The following is a 14583-nucleotide window of genomic DNA, read 5'->3' as shown; positions in this document are numbered from 1 at the left end:
CGGCCCTTTTTGATGTGCGTGGCCATGAACCAAGAAACGCCCCTGCCGCCGGCCCTCGCCGGCGATGACCTGATCGAGCGCCTGCGCGCCGCGGCCGACCTGCTGGAGGCGGTGGCCGCGAACCGCGACGTGCTCGAGGCGCTGCCGATGCCGGAGCAGAAGCGCCTGAAGGCGGCCGTGCACCGCTTCCACAACCCGGACCCGATCGACCACCGCAAGGCCCGCCGCGAGAAGAAGCGCGCCCAGGTGCGCGAGAAGAACGCCCACGACGACGCTGTGCTCAATGCCACCGGCATCCGCGAGTTGCGCAGCAAGCCGGTGTTCACCACGCCGAACTACTTCCCGCCGTCGCAGAAGCCGGTGGACGACATCACCGACACCGTCGCGCGCGAGACCATCGAGCCGCAGCACTGCTACGTGTGCAAGGAAAAGTACACGCGCATCCACCACTTCTACGACCAGATGTGCCCGGCCTGCGCCGACTTCAATTTCCACAAGCGCACCGAGACCGCCGACCTCACCGGCCGCGTCGCGCTGCTCACCGGCGGCCGCGTCAAGATCGGCTACCAGGCCGGCCTGAAGCTGCTGCGCGCCGGCGCCTCGCTGATCGTCACCACGCGCTTCCCGCGCGACTCGGCGGCGCGCTACGCGGAAGAACCCGACTTCGCTGAGTGGGGCCACCGGCTCGAGGTCTTCGGCCTGGACCTGCGCCACACGCCCAGCGTCGAGGCTTTCTGCCAGACGCTGCTGGCCACGCGCGACCGGCTCGACTTCATCATCAACAACGCCTGCCAGACGGTGCGCCGCCCGCCGGCCTTCTACGCCCACATGATCGCCGGTGAAACCGCCGCGCATTCCGACATGCCCGAGCACGTGCGCAAGCTGCTGGGCAGCTACGAAGGCCTGCGCGGCTACGACATCGTGCCCGACGGCAACGCGCTGGTGCACGACGCCGCCGCGGCCCCGGGCCTGGTCCGCGCCGCCGAGCTCTCGCAGGTGCCGCTGCTGGCCGAGGAGCTGCTGGGCCAGCAGCACCTGTTCCCCGAAGGCCGCCTCGACGCCGACCTGCAGCAGGTGGACCTGCGCGGCCGCAACTCCTGGCGCCTGCAGATGCACGAAGTGCCGTCGGTGGAGCTGCTGGAAGTGCAGCTGGTGAATGCGATCGCGCCCTTCCTGATCAACGCTCGCCTGAAGCCGCTGATGCTGCGCACGCCCGAGCGCGACAAGCACATCGTCAACGTCTCGGCGATGGAGGGGCAGTTCTACCGCAACTTCAAGACCACGCGGCATCCGCACACCAACATGGCCAAGGCCGCGCTGAACATGATGACGCGCACCTCCGCCGCGGATTACCACGGCGACGGCATTCACATGAACGCCGTCGACACCGGCTGGGTCACCGACGAGGATCCGCTGGAGATAGCCGAGCGCAAGACACGCGAGGAGCGCTTCCATCCGCCGCTGGACATCGTGGATGGCGCCGCCCGCATCGTCGATCCGATCATCGATGGCTTCAACACCGGCACGCACGTGTGGGGCCAGTTCCTGAAGGACTACCGGCCTACTGATTGGTAAAGCTTTTCGCCCCCGGCCGGAGCTAAGCGGCCACCGGCAACACCAGCCAGCCCTGGCCATAGAACAGGAAGTACAGCCCGAAGCGCAGGGCCAGCAGCAGCACGAAGGCGTACCAGCCCAGGTGCGATTCCGGCACCACGCGGCCCAGGGTGGCGCGCAGCGGCGCCAGCACCGGCCACAGGGCCCAGCTGAAGAGTTTGTACACCGGGTTCTTCATCGGATCGCCCGGGATCATCAGCCGCAGGATGCCGCGCCCGATCAGGGTCCACATCAGCACGGCCAGCAGGTATTGCAGCAGCGTGTAGAAGGTCAGCATGGCCTGATTCTATGTCCTGTCGCCAAGAAAAAGCGCCGGTGCCTGGGGGCACCGGCGCCGGGGACGCCGCGACCAACGGGGAGGAAGGCCGCGGCGGTCTGGATCAACCCTTGGCAAGCCTCGGGTAGCGCAGGTCTTCGACCATGTCCTTGACCTCCTGCGACGGCTCCTTGGTCATCAGGCTCACGGCCCAGATGGTGATGAAGCCCAGCGGGATGCCGAAGATGCCGGCCGAGACGTCCTTGATGCCGAACCAGGGCGTCATGCCGAGGAACTTCACGTTGATCAGGTAGTAGAGCGTGAGGCCGAAGCCGACCAGCATGCCCGCCACCGCGCCCGCCTTGTTCGCCCGCTTCCAGAAAATGCCCAGCACCAGGGCAGGGAAGAAGGCCGCGGCCGCGATCGAGAAGGCCCAAGCGACGATGGACAGGATGGTGGCCGGTGCGTTCGAGGCCGCGAAGGCCGCGATCGCCGCCACGCCCAGCAGCAGGATGCGGGCGATGGTCAGCCGCTTCTTGGCCGAGGCGTTCGGGTTCACCATCTTGTAGTACACGTCGTGCGAGAGCGCGTTCGAGATCGTCAGCAGCAGGCCGTCGGCCGTCGACAGCGCCGCCGCCAGGCCACCCGCGGCCACCAGGCCGGCGATGACGTAGGGCAGGCCGGCGATTTCCGGCGTGGCCAGCACGATCGCGTCGGCGTTGAGCACCAGCTCCGCCAGCTGCAGGATGCCGTCGCCGTTGCCGTTCACCGCGCAGCCCTTGATCGTGGTCATCGCATCGACCGCGTCGCAGACCGACACCAGCCCCACCTGCGTCCACGACGCCACCCAGCCCGGCAGCGTGGCGATCGACTGCCCGATGACGTTCGAATAGACCTCGAGCTTCGCGAACGCCGCGTACGCCGGCGCCGTGAAGTAGAGCAGGAAGATGAAGAACAGCGACCAGCCCACCGACTTGCGGGCTTCCTTGACGCTGGGCGTGGTGAAGAAGCGCATCAGGATGTGCGGCAGCGCCGCGGTGCCCACCATCAGGCAGAAGGTCAGCGCCAGGAAGTTCACCATGTCGTTCTTCACGAACGGCGTGGCGTGCCCCGCGGTGACGCCGAGCTGCTGCTCGAGCTGGCCGATCTGCTGCAGCACCTCGCCGTAGGCCAGCTGCGGCACCGGGTTGCCCGTCACCTTGATCGACAGCCAGACCACGGGCACCAGGTAGGCGATGATCAGGATGATGTACTGGGCCACCTGGGTCCACGTGACCGCGCGCATGCCGCCCAGCAGCGAGCACACCAGCACGCCGATCAGGCCGACCCACACGCCGGTCGCGAGGTCGATGCCGAGGAAGCGGCTGGTGATGATGCCGGCGCCGTAGATCTGGGCGATCACGTAGGTGAAGCTGGCCGTGATGGCGCAGATGATGCCGATCGTGCGCGGCAGGTTGCCGCCGTAGCGAGCGCCCAGGAAGTCCGGGATGGTGTACTGGCCGAACTTGCGCAGGTAGGGCGCCAGGAACAGCGCCACCAGCACGTAGCCGCCGGTCCAGCCCATCACGAAGGCCAGGCCGTCGTAGCCCTGCGCATACAGCGTGCCGGCCATGCCGATGAAGCTGGCCGCCGACATCCAGTCGGCGCCGGTGGCCATGCCGTTGTAGAGCGCGGGCACGCTACGGCCGGCGACGTAGTACTCGTCGGTCTCGGCGGTGCGGCTCATGATGCCGATCATCGCGTACAGGCCGATGGTGGCGGCCATGAACACGTAGCCGATCCAGACGTTGGGCAGGCCCATCTGCTCCGCGATCGCCAGCGCGACCACGAAGAAGACGAAGCCGCCGGTGTACATGCCGTAGATCTTCGGCAGGTTGTTGATGAATCCACTGTTGGAAGCCATCGGTCAGCCCTCCTCGGAAACGCCGAATTCGTTGTCCAGCCGGTTCATGTACCAGGCATAGAAGACGATCAGCACGACATAGACGATCAGCGATCCCTGCGCGCCCATGTAGAAGGCGAACGGGAAGCCGAGGAAGGTGAACTGGTTCAGCGGGACCGCGAACCAGATGACCACGTAGGTGACGACGAACCAGATCGACAGCAGGATCGCCGTGATCCGGAGGGTGCGGCGCCAGTATTCCTTGCGCCGCTCTTCGGTGACAGGTGCGTTCATTCTCGGCCTCCCGGCGCGCTCAGAAGTTGTACTTGACGTGCATGTGCAGGCGGTTCAACTCGCCCTTCGCGCCGCTTTCGATCTCGCGTTCGCCGAAGATCAGCTCGGCGCCCACGTCGAGCTTCGGGAACGGGCTGTAGATCAGGTTCGCGTGGACGGACTGCGCCGACTCGGTGACGCCGAGCCCGGTGAGGGCGGTGTCGTTGTCGAACCGGGCCATCGAGTAGAAGACGTTCGAGCGCCACTTCGGGCTGAACACGTGGCGCCAGGCCACGAAGCCGGCAGTGCCGTCGAGCGCCTCGAGCGAGCCGTCGGCCGCCTGCATCGCGTCCGGGCCGAGGCCGAAGCCCAGGTAGCGGCCCAGGCCGCTGCCGCCGTTGACCATGTAGCGGATGTCGTCCTTGGCGCCCAGGTTCCACTTGCCCGAGACGCTGATCGCGAACGAGGTTTCGGACTCGTCGAGCAGGGCGGTTTCGACCTTGAGCTGGCGGGCGAGGCCGGCGACGGTGAAGTGGCCCCAGTCGCCCTTGTGCAGGTAGCGGGCGGTGAAGTCGGGCACGTTGTTGTCGTCGCTGTTGAAGCGGGCCCCGGAGCCGAATGCCGCCACCGTGGTCTCCGGATTCTCCAGCGAGAACGACCACGGTCCGTTGGTGTAGCGGATCTGTGCGTCGCGGACGAAGATCGTGCCTTCCGTCGGGCCGACGAAATCCACGGCATCCGGCAGCGCGGCCACGTCCTGGAAGTTCGACCAGGTCTGGCCGGCCAGCCAGTTGCCCCAGCTCACGTAAGCGTGGCGGATGGTGACGCCGTAGGTATTGGTGGAGATTTCGTTGCCCAGCGCGCCGCCGAACAGGTCCATCTCGAGGTAGGCCTTGACCTTCTGGCCGGCGATCTCCGAGTCGGCGCCGAACCACAGGCGCGAGAACTGCGCGTGCATGTCGAGGTCGGCATCTTCGCTGCTGCCGGGCGAGCCCACCGGAATGGTGGATGGCACGTAGAACAGGCGGCCGGTGCTGCCGTCGGGAATCTCGCCGCCGTCGGTATCGGTGTACATGGCGTCGAGCTTCACGAAGCCGCCGAAGCTGAACTTCGTGCCCGGGGCCGCGGCGGGCATCACCGTGGTGGCCTGGATCGGGTTGGCCGGGGGCGGCGCGGCGGCCACCTTGGCGGCGGCTTCGGCGTCGGCGGCCTTCTGTGCGTCCAGTTCGGACTTGAGCACCTGCACCATCTGTTCGAGCTGGGCGATGCGGGCTTCTAGCGTCTGCGGGCTGGCGTCCTGCGCCAGGGCGTGGGTCGGCGCGGCGATCGCCAGCAAGATGGCAAGCGCGAGCGCAGATCGTTTCGTCTGCTTGGATCGGTTCATCCTTCCCCTCCCGGAATTCGGACCGTTGGCCACGATGGCGGGCCGAGTCTGTGACCGCTTGGCGGGCGCGACCATTACCCATTGGTCGAAGAGGAAAGGCTTACTTAGACGATGGTCTAATTGGGCGGAACGGACGGGCCGCCAGAATGACCGGAAGTACCCGACGCGGGTAACCTTAGACACGCAGCGCGCGGCCGCCGGCCGCAGGAGCCCCCATGTCCGACCGCATCCATCCCGTTCCCGCCGGCTTCGAGGCCGCCGCCGCGCTCAAGCGCGCCGACTACGACCGCCTCTACGCCGACTCGCTGCGTGACCCCGAGGCCTTCTGGAGCCAGGTTGGTCGCCGCCTGCAGTGGAGCAAGCCCTACACGCGCGCCAAGGACACCAGCTTCGCGCTGGAGGATTTCCACATCCGCTGGTACGCCGACGGCCAGCTCAACGTCAGCGTGAACTGCCTCGACCGGCACCTGGCCGAGCGCGGCGACAAGACCGCGATCATCTGGGAAGCCGACGACCCGAAGACGCCGTCGCGCCGTATCAGCTACCGCGAACTGCACGCCGACGTGTGTCGGCTGGCGAATGCGCTCACCGCGCTGGGCGTGGTGAAGGGCGACCGCGTCACGCTGTACCTGCCGATGATTCCCGAAGCCGCCGTCGCCATGCTGGCCTGCGCGCGCATCGGCGCCATCCACTCGGTGGTGTTCGGCGGCTTCTCGCCCGATTCGATCGCCAACCGCATCGCCGACTGCGCCAGCAAGCTCGTGATCACCGCCGACGAAGGCCTGCGCGGCGGCAAGGCCATTCCGCTGAAGGCGAACGTGGACGAGGCGCTGCGCAAGCCGGGCACGAATACCGTGGAGACCGTGCTGGTGGTGCGCCACACCGGTGGCGGCGTGCCGATGCAGATGCCGCGCGACCGCTGGTACGACGCGGTGGTGTCGTCGCAGCCGGCCACCCACGACGCGCCCGCGATGGACGCCGAGGACCCGCTGTTCATCCTTTACACCTCGGGCAGCACCGGCAAGCCGAAGGGCGTGCTGCACACCACTGGCGGCTACCTCACCTGGGCGAGCTACACGCATGAGTGCGTGTTCGACCTCAAGGACGACGACGTGTTCTGGTGCACGGCGGACGTGGGCTGGGTGACCGGCCACAGCTACGTCGTGTACGGGCCGCTGGCGAACGGCGCCACCACGGTGATGTTCGAAGGCGTGCCCAGCTATCCCGATACCGGCCGCTTCTGGGAGGCGGTGGACAAGCACCAGGTCACCATTTTCTACACGGCACCTACCGCGATCCGTGCGCTGATGCGCGAGGGCGACGCGCCGGTGAAGCGCAGTTCGCGGAAGTCCATCCGCCTGCTCGGCACCGTCGGCGAGCCCATCAATCCCGAGGCCTGGGAGTGGTACCACCGCGTGGTGGGCGACGAGCGCTGCCCGATCGTGGACACCTGGTGGCAGACCGAAACCGGCGGAATCCTTATTTCGCCGCTGCCAGGTGCGGTGGCCACCAAGCCCGGCTCGGCCACGCTGCCCTTCTTCGGCGTGCAGCCGGCGCTGGTGGATGCCGAGGGCAAGCGCCTCGAAGGCGCCACCGAAGGCAACCTGGTGCTGCTCGATTCCTGGCCGGGGCAGATGCGCACGGTGTACGGCGACCACCAGCGCTTCATCGACACCTACTTCAAGACCTACCCGGGCACGTACTTCACCGGCGATGGCTGCCGGCGCGATGCCGACGGGTATTACTGGATCACCGGGCGCGTGGACGACGTCATCAACGTCTCGGGCCACCGCATGGGCACGGCGGAGGTGGAGAGTGCGCTGGTCGGTCATCCGGCCGTGGCCGAGGCGGCCGTGGTCGGCGCGCCGCACGACATCAAGGGGCAGGGCATCTACGCCTACGTGACGCTGAAGGCGGGCATCGAGCCCACCGAGGCGCTGCGCAAGGAGCTGGTGGCGCACGTGCGCAAGGATATCGGCCCGATCGCGGCGCCGGACTGGCTGCAGTGGGCGCCGGGGCTGCCGAAGACGCGCAGCGGCAAGATCATGCGGCGAATCCTGCGCAAGATCGCCGAGGCCGGTCCCGACGGCGTCGACCGCGCCGGCCTGGGCGACACCTCCACGCTGGCGGACCCGGGCGTGGTCGACAGCCTGGTCAACGAACGGCAAGGGCGCTGAGATGCACGCGGCCACCCCGACCATCCTGGTGGCCGACGACCATCCGCTGTTCCGCGAAGCCCTGAAGGGCGCGGTGGCGAAGCTGCTGCCGGCGGCGCGGCTGGTGGAATCCGACAGCGCCGACGCGCTGTTCACCAGCGCGGAGGCCTGGCCCGACGCCGACCTGCTGCTGATGGACCTGAACATGCCGGGCGCGCACGGCTTCAGCGCGCTGGTGCACCTGCGCGGCATCCAGCCGCAGCTGCCGATCATCGTGGTGTCGGCGCGCGAGGAGGCCAGCGTGGTGCGGCGCGCGCTGGATCACGGTGCGGCGGGCTTCATCCCCAAGTCTTCGGACCCGGCCACGATCCGTGCAGCGATTTCCGCCGTGCTCGACGGCGGGCAGTGGATGCCGCCCCAGGCCGAGACGGGCGACGGCCTCGCCCCCGAGGAAGCCAGCATCGCCGCCCGCATCCGCGAACTCACGCCCCAGCAATTCCGCGTCCTGGGCATGCTCGGCAGCGGCCTGCTCAACAAGCAGATCGCCCACGCACTCGGCGTCTCCGAAGCCACGGTAAAAGCCCACATGACCGCGATCATGCGCAAGCTCGGCGCCAACAACCGCACCCAGGCCGTCCTGATGGCCGGCAAGCTTTCAGTGGATCCGACCTGAACCTGGTACCGCTTTACTCCAGGGACACCGGCACGCCGAGCGTCCGCAGTGCCTCGGCGAAGCCGAGCATCATCTCCCGGTCGTAGGTCTTCTCGTCGGCGTAGGTGTCCGCGTAGGACGTATGCGCCAGCCGCTTGCCGTCGTACATCAGCACCAGGCGAGTGCGACCGGGCAGGGCAAGCGCGAGCCCTCGAGCCAGCCACGCCATGCCCGCTGCGGCAAACAGCAGGACCCACCCATCGCCCGCCCGGTCCAGCGGCCACCGCGTGGCGGTCATCCACGCCAAGCCGCCCATCATGAGCAGCCAGAAGAGGGCGTCGCCGGGGCCATGCCACCAGCGCGCCGGCGATACCCGTACGCCAGAGATGCCGGCCAGCGGAATGCGGCGCCAGCGCGGTCGTGGCCAGGGGCCGCGAACATACAGGTAGGCCGCCTGGTCGCTGACTGCGAAGGCCGCGTCGTAACCGCGATGGAACGTGGCCTGGCCCCGGTGCCAGTGCAGGCTTTCACCGGGATGCAGCGGGACCTGGTCGGAAGGCATGCAGCGGCTCGCGAAGGATTTTCGCGAACCTTAAGCCATTCAGCGTTTTCCCGTCATTGCTTCGAACACGCCGTCGCGCCGGACCCAGGCATGGTGCAGGGCGCCGGCGACGTGCGCCAGCACCAGCGCGAAGAAGGCGTAGCCCAGTACGCCGTGGGCACCGCGCAGTGCGCTGTAGAGCGCGGGGTCCTGCGGCGCCAGCGGAGGCAGCGTGAAGCCGAAGGCCAGCGGCACGGGGTAGCCGCCGGCCGACGACATCGCCCAACCCAGCAGCGGCATCGCGACCATCAGCGCGTACAGCGCGACGTGCGAAGCGCCGGCGATGCGCGCTTGCAGGCGCGGCAGATCGTCGGGTAGCGGTGGCGGCGGGTTCCGGCTTCGATGTCGAAGGCGCAGCAGGGCCAGCAGCAGGATCAACAAGCCCAGCGGCCGGTGGATGTCGATCAGCAGCGGCCTGAGCTCGAGCGAAGTCACCATCGCGACGCCGATGAAGATCATCGCCAGGATCATCGCTGCCATCGACCAGTGCAGCCAACGGGCGGTTCGGGTGAAGGTTGCCTGGGTCATCACGGCGCCTCCTGGCGGGCCACTTCGCGCTGGCGGCGGTTGAACGACACCGCGTACGCGGCGGAACGCGCCGCCAGCACCGGATCACCCGAGGCGGCGATGCCGTCGGGCAGGAGGGTCGGGTCGAAGTTGATGTCGCGGCAGTCGCCGTCGGCCTCGGCGTAGGCGCGTTCGAGCACGAAGGTGCCGGCAGCCACGCGCTGGCGCTCCTCCGGCCAGGGCTGCGAAGGGTTCTCGATCGGATCGCCGGCCTCGGCCAGCGTCACCGCCAGCGTCCAGCGCACCGGGCCCCGCGCCAGCCGCGCGGCCAGCTCGTCGGCGAGGTAGCTGGCTTCGGCCGCCTGGCGCTGCTCCGCCGGGAAGTCTTCGAACGGCGTCTGCGGCACGAAGGACCAGCGCACGTAGCGCGCCTCGCCCGCGGCATTGGTGAAACGGAAAGCATGCACCCCGTTGTAGGCCGTACTCGCATAGCTGCTGGACCAAGGTGCTGACTGCGCCCAGGCCATGAAGTTGGCAATCTCGGGGTGGCGCTGGGCAAACGCCTGCTGCTTCGCCGGATCGGGCTTGCCCGTGGCCGGGTCCGGCCGCGACGCCAGGATCTGCTCGGCGAAGGCCTGCGGCGTGGACACCGCGAAAAAGGGGAAGCTGTTCATCGCCAGCCGCCACTGTTGGCCGTCGTCGGTGTCGAGCTGCAGGGCCAGGCTGCGCACGCGCGCCATGGCTTCCGGGCCGTTCGGGTCGCCGCCGCCGATGGACATGCGGCCCACCGCCGGCGTGCGCGCCTGGCTGAAGACCCGGGCCTTCGACAGCCCCGCGCCCTCCGGCGTGGGCTCGAAGTAACCGGCCACGCACACCCCGCGCGCATGCGCCCGCCGGAACCCGGCGAAGGGCTTGCCGTTCTCGATGGTGTCCACCAGCCGCGGTGCCGTCACCCGGGAAGGGGTCAGCCAGCCGGCGGTCCAGGCTAGCGCCGCGGCCAGCCCGCCGACCACGGCGGCGATACCCAGGAAGGGCAGCAGGTTCCGCCAGCGCGGCGGGGCAGGGGGCAGGGGTTCGGACATGGCAGGCCTCGCGGAACGGGTGTCCCATTCAGCCACGCCCCCCGTTGGCCGCAGGTGAACCAATTGAACCAGGTTCATTTGCCGCGGCCCAATGGGCCTCGTTCATTGCCCGATGGCGACGCGTCGGATCACTGGTCAGCGGCGCTTCGCACGTAGCGGATGCCCTTGACCCGCGTCGCGTCGAGCACGAGCGCGACGACACGCCCCCGGGCGTCGCGTTCGAAACGGGTGTGGTAGACGTCCGGCCCCCGGAACTCATCGACCGCCTCGATGGCCTCGAGCGTGGTCTCCGCCAGGCCGCGGCCCGCCACCAGCACGCGCTCGCCGTCCACCCTCACGTACAGCGTGCCCTCCACCGCCTCGCCAACGTAGGTGCCCGCATAAGCCGCCACGCGGTCGGCGGTCGGCCAGGTGGCCGGCGTCCACCGCAAGAGGTCATCGCCGCCCGACTCGTTGCGGGTGACATCCCAGGCACTCATGACCATGCCGTCCGCGCCGGGCTTGAAGGTGATCAGGAAGGTGGAGCCATCGAATTGGTTGGTGAACCGGCCGTCGCCCACCGGCCGAAGCGGATCGAAGGGCTGGCCGCCCTGGGGCTTGAATTCCAGGGCGCCCTCGACGACCCGGATGTCGGCGGTGAAGCTGCGGTTCCCGTTGCGATATTTGCCCGCGTACGCCTGGAGCTCGGCGTCAGGGATCGAAATCACTGGCCCCGGCGGGGGCGGCGCGTCCACGGTGGCAAGAGGCTTCGCCTGGCCGGGCGAAGACGCGAACAGCGCGGCCACTTCGAAACCAAAACGGTCCATGCCCGGATACGAATTGCACAGCGTCACCACCGACAGCGGCCGGTCCGCCCTCTGCACCAGATAGGCATAGCCACCCACGCCCCGGTGCGCCACCATCGGAATACCCTGGTAGGTGCGGCGGTACACGCCGAAGGAAAACTCCTCCCGGGCCGCGCCGTCGGCGAGCGGCGGCGCGCCTGCCTCGAGTGACTGCAGCAGGGCGCCCAGGCCCCGCGCCGGGTCCCGCAGCGCGGCTTCCCAGCGGACCAGGTCGTTCAGGCTGGTGGTGACTGCGATGCCGCCGGTCGGGCTGGAGCGATATGACAGCACGCGGCCACTGCCGTTGCCCGGCGCTTCGTGGAAGAGGGCATGCCCGGGGTGGCGCGTGGCCTGGCTGGCGCCAAGGCGCGTGCTGGCCATGCCCAGCGGGCCGAACCAGCGGGCCTGCGCGTAATCCTGCAGCGAGCCGCCCGACACCCGCTCGACCAGGATCTTGAGCAGCGCGTAATCGGTGTTGCTGTACATCGTCTCCGCGCCAGGCGCGAAGCCCAGCCGGCCCCAGCGCCGCAGTACGCGGAAGAATTCGTCCTCCGACACGCGCCCCGTCATCGGGGAGAAAGCGACATCCAGCACGCCGTAGTCGGCCAACCCGCTGGCGTGGTGCAGCAGCTGCCGCACGGTAACCGCCGCCGCGTATTCCGGCAGCTCCGGCACGTAACGGCGCACGGGATCGTCCAGGCCGAGCTTGCCCTCGCGCGCCAGCTGGGCCACCGCCAGCGCCACGAACACCCGGGCCTCCGAGTAGGGCAGCCAATGGCTGGTATCGCTCGTGCGCGCCACCCCCAGCGAGATGTCCGCCATGCCGTAGTCCTTCTGCAGGACCACTTGGCCATCCTTGACCACTGCGACGCTGCAGCCCGGGCTGTCCCGGCGGTCGTACTGGCTGAAGATGGCATCGACCGCGGCCTGCCGCGGGTCATCGGGCCGGATCGTCGCGGGCTGGGCCAGGGCGAGGCCCGGCACCAGGAGGAGAAGGATCGGGAGTCCTGGGGCCTGGCGCATGTCCGCTACCTCATCGTCGTCTCGGCAAGTCCTTGGATGAACGCCGACCCGGGCGGTGGGAGGACGCCGGCCCGCCCCGGCCAGTGGTGCTGCGGCCCCGGTCTCATCGGCAATGAAAATGAACCAGGTACCGCTTCACAAATGAACCTGGTTCATTTGTTGCACACTGCGGGGAGGCTACTGTCCGCCGCTTTCCCGGAGGTTTCCATGCGCCCGATGCTGATTGCCCTTGCTGTTTCCCTGGCCCTGCCGGCGCACGCCGCCGAGGCGCCGCCGCCGGCCGGGAAGCCGGAGCTTTACGCGATCGGCCTGGCGCCCTCGCCGGCGCGCATCGAGGCGGACATCCGCAAGCTGGTGTCGTTCGGCACGCGGCACACGCTGTCGAGCCAGACCGATCCGAAGCGTGGCGTCGGTGCGGCCACGCGGTGGATCCACGCCGAGTTCGAGCGGATCTCGCGCGACTGCGGCGGCTGCCTCGAGGTGCAGTACGTCACCGGCACCGTGCAGGGCGAGCCGCGCATCCCGGGCCCGGTCGAGGTGGTGAGCGTGATCGCGATCCAGCGCGGCCATGCCGACCCGAACCGCTACGTGATCATGAGCGGCGACATCGATTCGCGCGTCACCGACGTGATGGATGCCGAGTCGGATTCGCCCGGCGCCAACGACAACGCCTCCGGCGTGGCCGGCACGCTGGAAGCCGCGCGCGTGCTGAGCAAGTACAAGTTCCCGGGCTCGATCGTGTACGCCGCGCTGTCGGGCGAGGAGCAGGGCCTGTTCGGCGGCAAGTTCCTCGCCGAGAAGGCCAAGGCCGAAGGCTGGCGCATCGAGGGCGTGCTCAACAACGACATGATCGGCAACAGCGCCGGCATCAACGGCGTCGTCGACAACACCACGGCCCGCGTCTTCGCCGAAGGCACGCGCGCCACCGAAACCGCCGACGAAGCCCGCCTGCGCCGCTTCACCGGCGGCGAAGTGGACTCGCCCACCCGCAACCTGGCGCGCTACATCGACCGCATGGCGACCCACGTGCCCAACCTCGACGTGATGATGGTCTACCGCCTCGACCGCTTCGCCCGCGGCGGCCACCACCGCCCCTTCAACGACCTCGGCTACCCCGCCGTGCGCGTGATGGAAACCAACGAGCACTACGACCGCCAGCACCAGGACCTGCGCACCGAGAACGGCCGCGTGTACGGCGACACCATCGACGGCGTCGACTTCGATTACGCCGCCAAGCTGACCGCACTCAACGCCGTCAGCCTCGCCGGCATGGCCTGGGCGCCGCCGCCGCCGGCCGACGTCAGGATCGAAGGCGCCGTCACCGCCAACACCACGCTGCGCTGGAGCAAGCCCTCCGCCGCGCAGGCCCCGGACCTGGCGGGCTACAAGGTCTACTGGCGCCTCACCACCGAGCCGCAGTGGACCCACAGCCGCTGGGCCGGCAACGTCGACAACCTCACGCTCGAGAACGTGGTGATCGACAACTACTTCTTCGGCGTGGCGGCGGTGGCGAAGGACGGCACCGAAAGCCCCGTCGTCTTCCCCGGCGCCGCCGGCAGCTTCGGCAACTACTGACCGCGCCATCGAACCAGGTTCATTTTTGCTCTACAAAAAATGAACCTGGTTCGGCTTCCAAAGCCAATCAATCCCGCTCCGGCGCCCCCAACGGAAACAGCGCCCGATACGGCCGCGCCCCGTCCACCGCCCGCGCCACCGAAGGTCGCGCCAACAGCCGCGCCCGATAGCCACGCAGCACCGGATACGGCTCCCCGATCCGATGCACCCAGTCGGCATAGAACAGCGACGGCGCCGCCGCGCAGTCGGCCAGGGTGAAGGCCTCGCCCGTCGCCCAGGTCATCCCGGCCAGCCGCGTCTCCAGCCAGCCGTAGGCCCGCTCCAGCTTCTCGGCCGACAGCGCCAGCCCCTCGCTGCGCTTGGTCGCATCGCCGCTTAGCGCGCCGTTGACCGCATGCTGGGCCGCATCCATCACGTGCAGGTCGAAGAAGCGGTCCATGAACCGAACTTCCAGCGCCAGCGCCGCTTCCTCCGGGATCAGCTGCACCGGCCCGGGATGCGCCTGCTGCAGGTACTCGATGATGATCGAGGTCTCCACCACTTGGCGCTCGCCATCCACCAGCAGCGGGAACTTCCGAAGCGGCCAGCGCTGCAGCCATTCGGTGGTGTTCGCGGGCTGGTCGGGCCCGACCTGGCGGAACTCGAAGGGCGTCGCGTTCTCGTGCAGCGCGATGAGGACCTTCCAGGTGTAGCTGGAGAATGCGTGGCCGTAGACGATGAGGGGCATGTTCTGATCCTGCCTGGAATGGTTCCG

General features: G+C 68.7%; 13 protein-coding genes. 4 read left to right on the top strand and 9 right to left on the bottom strand.

From position 1 onward, the window contains the following. The first annotated feature begins 24 nt into the window (after positions 1 to 24). On the top strand, positions 25 to 1575 hold the full coding sequence (locus N787_RS08680; RefSeq protein WP_034212821.1) for an SDR family NAD(P)-dependent oxidoreductase: 1551 nt from the start codon (positions 25 to 27) through the stop codon (positions 1573 to 1575). A gap of 22 nt (positions 1576 to 1597) precedes the next feature. Here N787_RS08680 and N787_RS08675 read toward each other — a convergent pair whose 3' ends face one another. The 4 genes from N787_RS08675 to N787_RS08660 form a co-directional block, all read right to left on the bottom strand. Next, positions 1598 to 1891 carry a hypothetical protein gene (locus N787_RS08675; protein ID WP_034212726.1) on the bottom strand — a complete coding sequence of 98 codons (294 nt, stop codon included), beginning with the start codon at positions 1889 to 1891 and terminating at the stop codon, positions 1598 to 1600. Positions 1892 to 1994: 103 nt separating this feature from the next. Next, positions 1995 to 3773, bottom strand: coding sequence for a sodium:solute symporter family protein (locus tag N787_RS08670; RefSeq protein ID WP_034212724.1), 1779 nt, complete (start codon positions 3771 to 3773; stop codon positions 1995 to 1997). Between the two features lie 3 nt (positions 3774 to 3776). Then, the gene (locus N787_RS08665; protein ID WP_034212722.1) at positions 3777 to 4046 is read right to left on the bottom strand and encodes a DUF4212 domain-containing protein; all 270 of its coding nucleotides are present in this window, start codon (positions 4044 to 4046) and stop codon (positions 3777 to 3779) included. Positions 4047 to 4065: 19 nt separating this feature from the next. Then, positions 4066 to 5409: a DcaP family trimeric outer membrane transporter gene (locus tag N787_RS08660; RefSeq protein ID WP_034212720.1), complete on the bottom strand. Its 1344-nt coding sequence runs from the start codon at positions 5407 to 5409 to the stop codon at positions 4066 to 4068. A gap of 215 nt (positions 5410 to 5624) precedes the next feature. Here N787_RS08660 and acs point away from each other — a divergent pair, with 215 nt between their 5' ends. Continuing rightward, a complete protein-coding gene (gene acs / locus N787_RS08655; RefSeq protein ID WP_034212718.1) occupies positions 5625 to 7586 on the top strand; it encodes an acetate--CoA ligase in 1962 nt (653 codons plus the stop codon). Between the two features lies 1 nt (position 7587). After that, on the top strand, positions 7588 to 8238 hold the full coding sequence (locus N787_RS08650) for a response regulator transcription factor (protein WP_034212716.1): 651 nt from the start codon (positions 7588 to 7590) through the stop codon (positions 8236 to 8238). 13 nt (positions 8239 to 8251) lie between these two features. On the opposite strand, the gene N787_RS08645 is transcribed toward N787_RS08650, so the two are convergent. The 4 genes from N787_RS08645 to N787_RS08630 all read right to left on the bottom strand — a co-directional run bounded on the left by N787_RS08645 (position 8252) and on the right by N787_RS08630 (position 12254). After that, positions 8252 to 8779: a hypothetical protein gene (locus tag N787_RS08645; RefSeq protein WP_034212714.1), complete on the bottom strand. Its 528-nt coding sequence runs from the start codon at positions 8777 to 8779 to the stop codon at positions 8252 to 8254. A gap of 39 nt (positions 8780 to 8818) precedes the next feature. Next, positions 8819 to 9346: a cytochrome b gene (locus tag N787_RS08640; RefSeq protein ID WP_034212712.1), complete on the bottom strand. Its 528-nt coding sequence runs from the start codon at positions 9344 to 9346 to the stop codon at positions 8819 to 8821. Further along, complete coding sequence (locus tag N787_RS08635; protein ID WP_034212710.1) at positions 9346 to 10407, bottom strand: catalase family peroxidase; 1062 nt, start codon at positions 10405 to 10407, stop codon at positions 9346 to 9348. The genes N787_RS08640 and N787_RS08635 overlap by 1 nt, the downstream gene beginning before the upstream one ends. Positions 10408 to 10535: 128 nt before the next feature. Then, the gene (locus tag N787_RS08630) at positions 10536 to 12254 is read right to left on the bottom strand and encodes a serine hydrolase domain-containing protein (RefSeq protein WP_084590717.1); all 1719 of its coding nucleotides are present in this window, start codon (positions 12252 to 12254) and stop codon (positions 10536 to 10538) included. A gap of 207 nt (positions 12255 to 12461) precedes the next feature. Here N787_RS08630 and N787_RS08625 point away from each other — a divergent pair, with 207 nt between their 5' ends. Further along, the gene (locus N787_RS08625; protein ID WP_034212701.1) at positions 12462 to 13829 is read left to right on the top strand and encodes a M28 family metallopeptidase; all 1368 of its coding nucleotides are present in this window, start codon (positions 12462 to 12464) and stop codon (positions 13827 to 13829) included. Positions 13830 to 13896: 67 nt separating this feature from the next. On the opposite strand, the gene N787_RS08620 is transcribed toward N787_RS08625, so the two are convergent. Next, positions 13897 to 14556, bottom strand: a complete 660-nt coding sequence (locus tag N787_RS08620) for a glutathione S-transferase family protein (RefSeq protein WP_034212699.1) — start codon at positions 14554 to 14556, stop codon at positions 13897 to 13899. Positions 14557 to 14583: the final 27 nt, after the last annotated feature.

Source organism: Arenimonas metalli CF5-1 (assembly GCF_000747155.1).
Lineage (GTDB): Bacteria > Pseudomonadota > Gammaproteobacteria > Xanthomonadales > Xanthomonadaceae > Arenimonas > Arenimonas metalli.
The sequence above is the reverse complement of the archived record's forward strand: the minus strand, read 5'-3'. Positions and strand labels throughout refer to the sequence as shown.

Excerpts from the sequence above, each read along its gene's own strand:
- N787_RS08680 (WP_034212821.1), top strand. The coding sequence starts at position 25 with ATGAACCAAGAAACGCCCCTGCCGCCGGCCCTCGCCGGCGATGACCTG.
- N787_RS08675 (WP_034212726.1), bottom strand. The coding sequence starts at position 1,891 with ATGCTGACCTTCTACACGCTGCTGCAATACCTGCTGGCCGTGCTGATG.
- N787_RS08670 (WP_034212724.1), bottom strand. The coding sequence starts at position 3,773 with ATGGCTTCCAACAGTGGATTCATCAACAACCTGCCGAAGATCTACGGC.
- N787_RS08665 (WP_034212722.1), bottom strand. The coding sequence starts at position 4,046 with ATGAACGCACCTGTCACCGAAGAGCGGCGCAAGGAATACTGGCGCCGC.
- N787_RS08660 (WP_034212720.1), bottom strand. The coding sequence starts at position 5,409 with ATGAACCGATCCAAGCAGACGAAACGATCTGCGCTCGCGCTTGCCATC.
- acs (WP_034212718.1), top strand. The coding sequence starts at position 5,625 with ATGTCCGACCGCATCCATCCCGTTCCCGCCGGCTTCGAGGCCGCCGCC.
- N787_RS08650 (WP_034212716.1), top strand. The coding sequence starts at position 7,588 with ATGCACGCGGCCACCCCGACCATCCTGGTGGCCGACGACCATCCGCTG.
- N787_RS08645 (WP_034212714.1), bottom strand. The coding sequence starts at position 8,779 with ATGCCTTCCGACCAGGTCCCGCTGCATCCCGGTGAAAGCCTGCACTGG.
- N787_RS08640 (WP_034212712.1), bottom strand. The coding sequence starts at position 9,346 with ATGACCCAGGCAACCTTCACCCGAACCGCCCGTTGGCTGCACTGGTCG.
- N787_RS08635 (WP_034212710.1), bottom strand. The coding sequence starts at position 10,407 with ATGTCCGAACCCCTGCCCCCTGCCCCGCCGCGCTGGCGGAACCTGCTG.
- N787_RS08630 (WP_084590717.1), bottom strand. The coding sequence starts at position 12,254 with ATGCGCCAGGCCCCAGGACTCCCGATCCTTCTCCTCCTGGTGCCGGGC.
- N787_RS08625 (WP_034212701.1), top strand. The coding sequence starts at position 12,462 with ATGCGCCCGATGCTGATTGCCCTTGCTGTTTCCCTGGCCCTGCCGGCG.
- N787_RS08620 (WP_034212699.1), bottom strand. The coding sequence starts at position 14,556 with ATGCCCCTCATCGTCTACGGCCACGCATTCTCCAGCTACACCTGGAAG.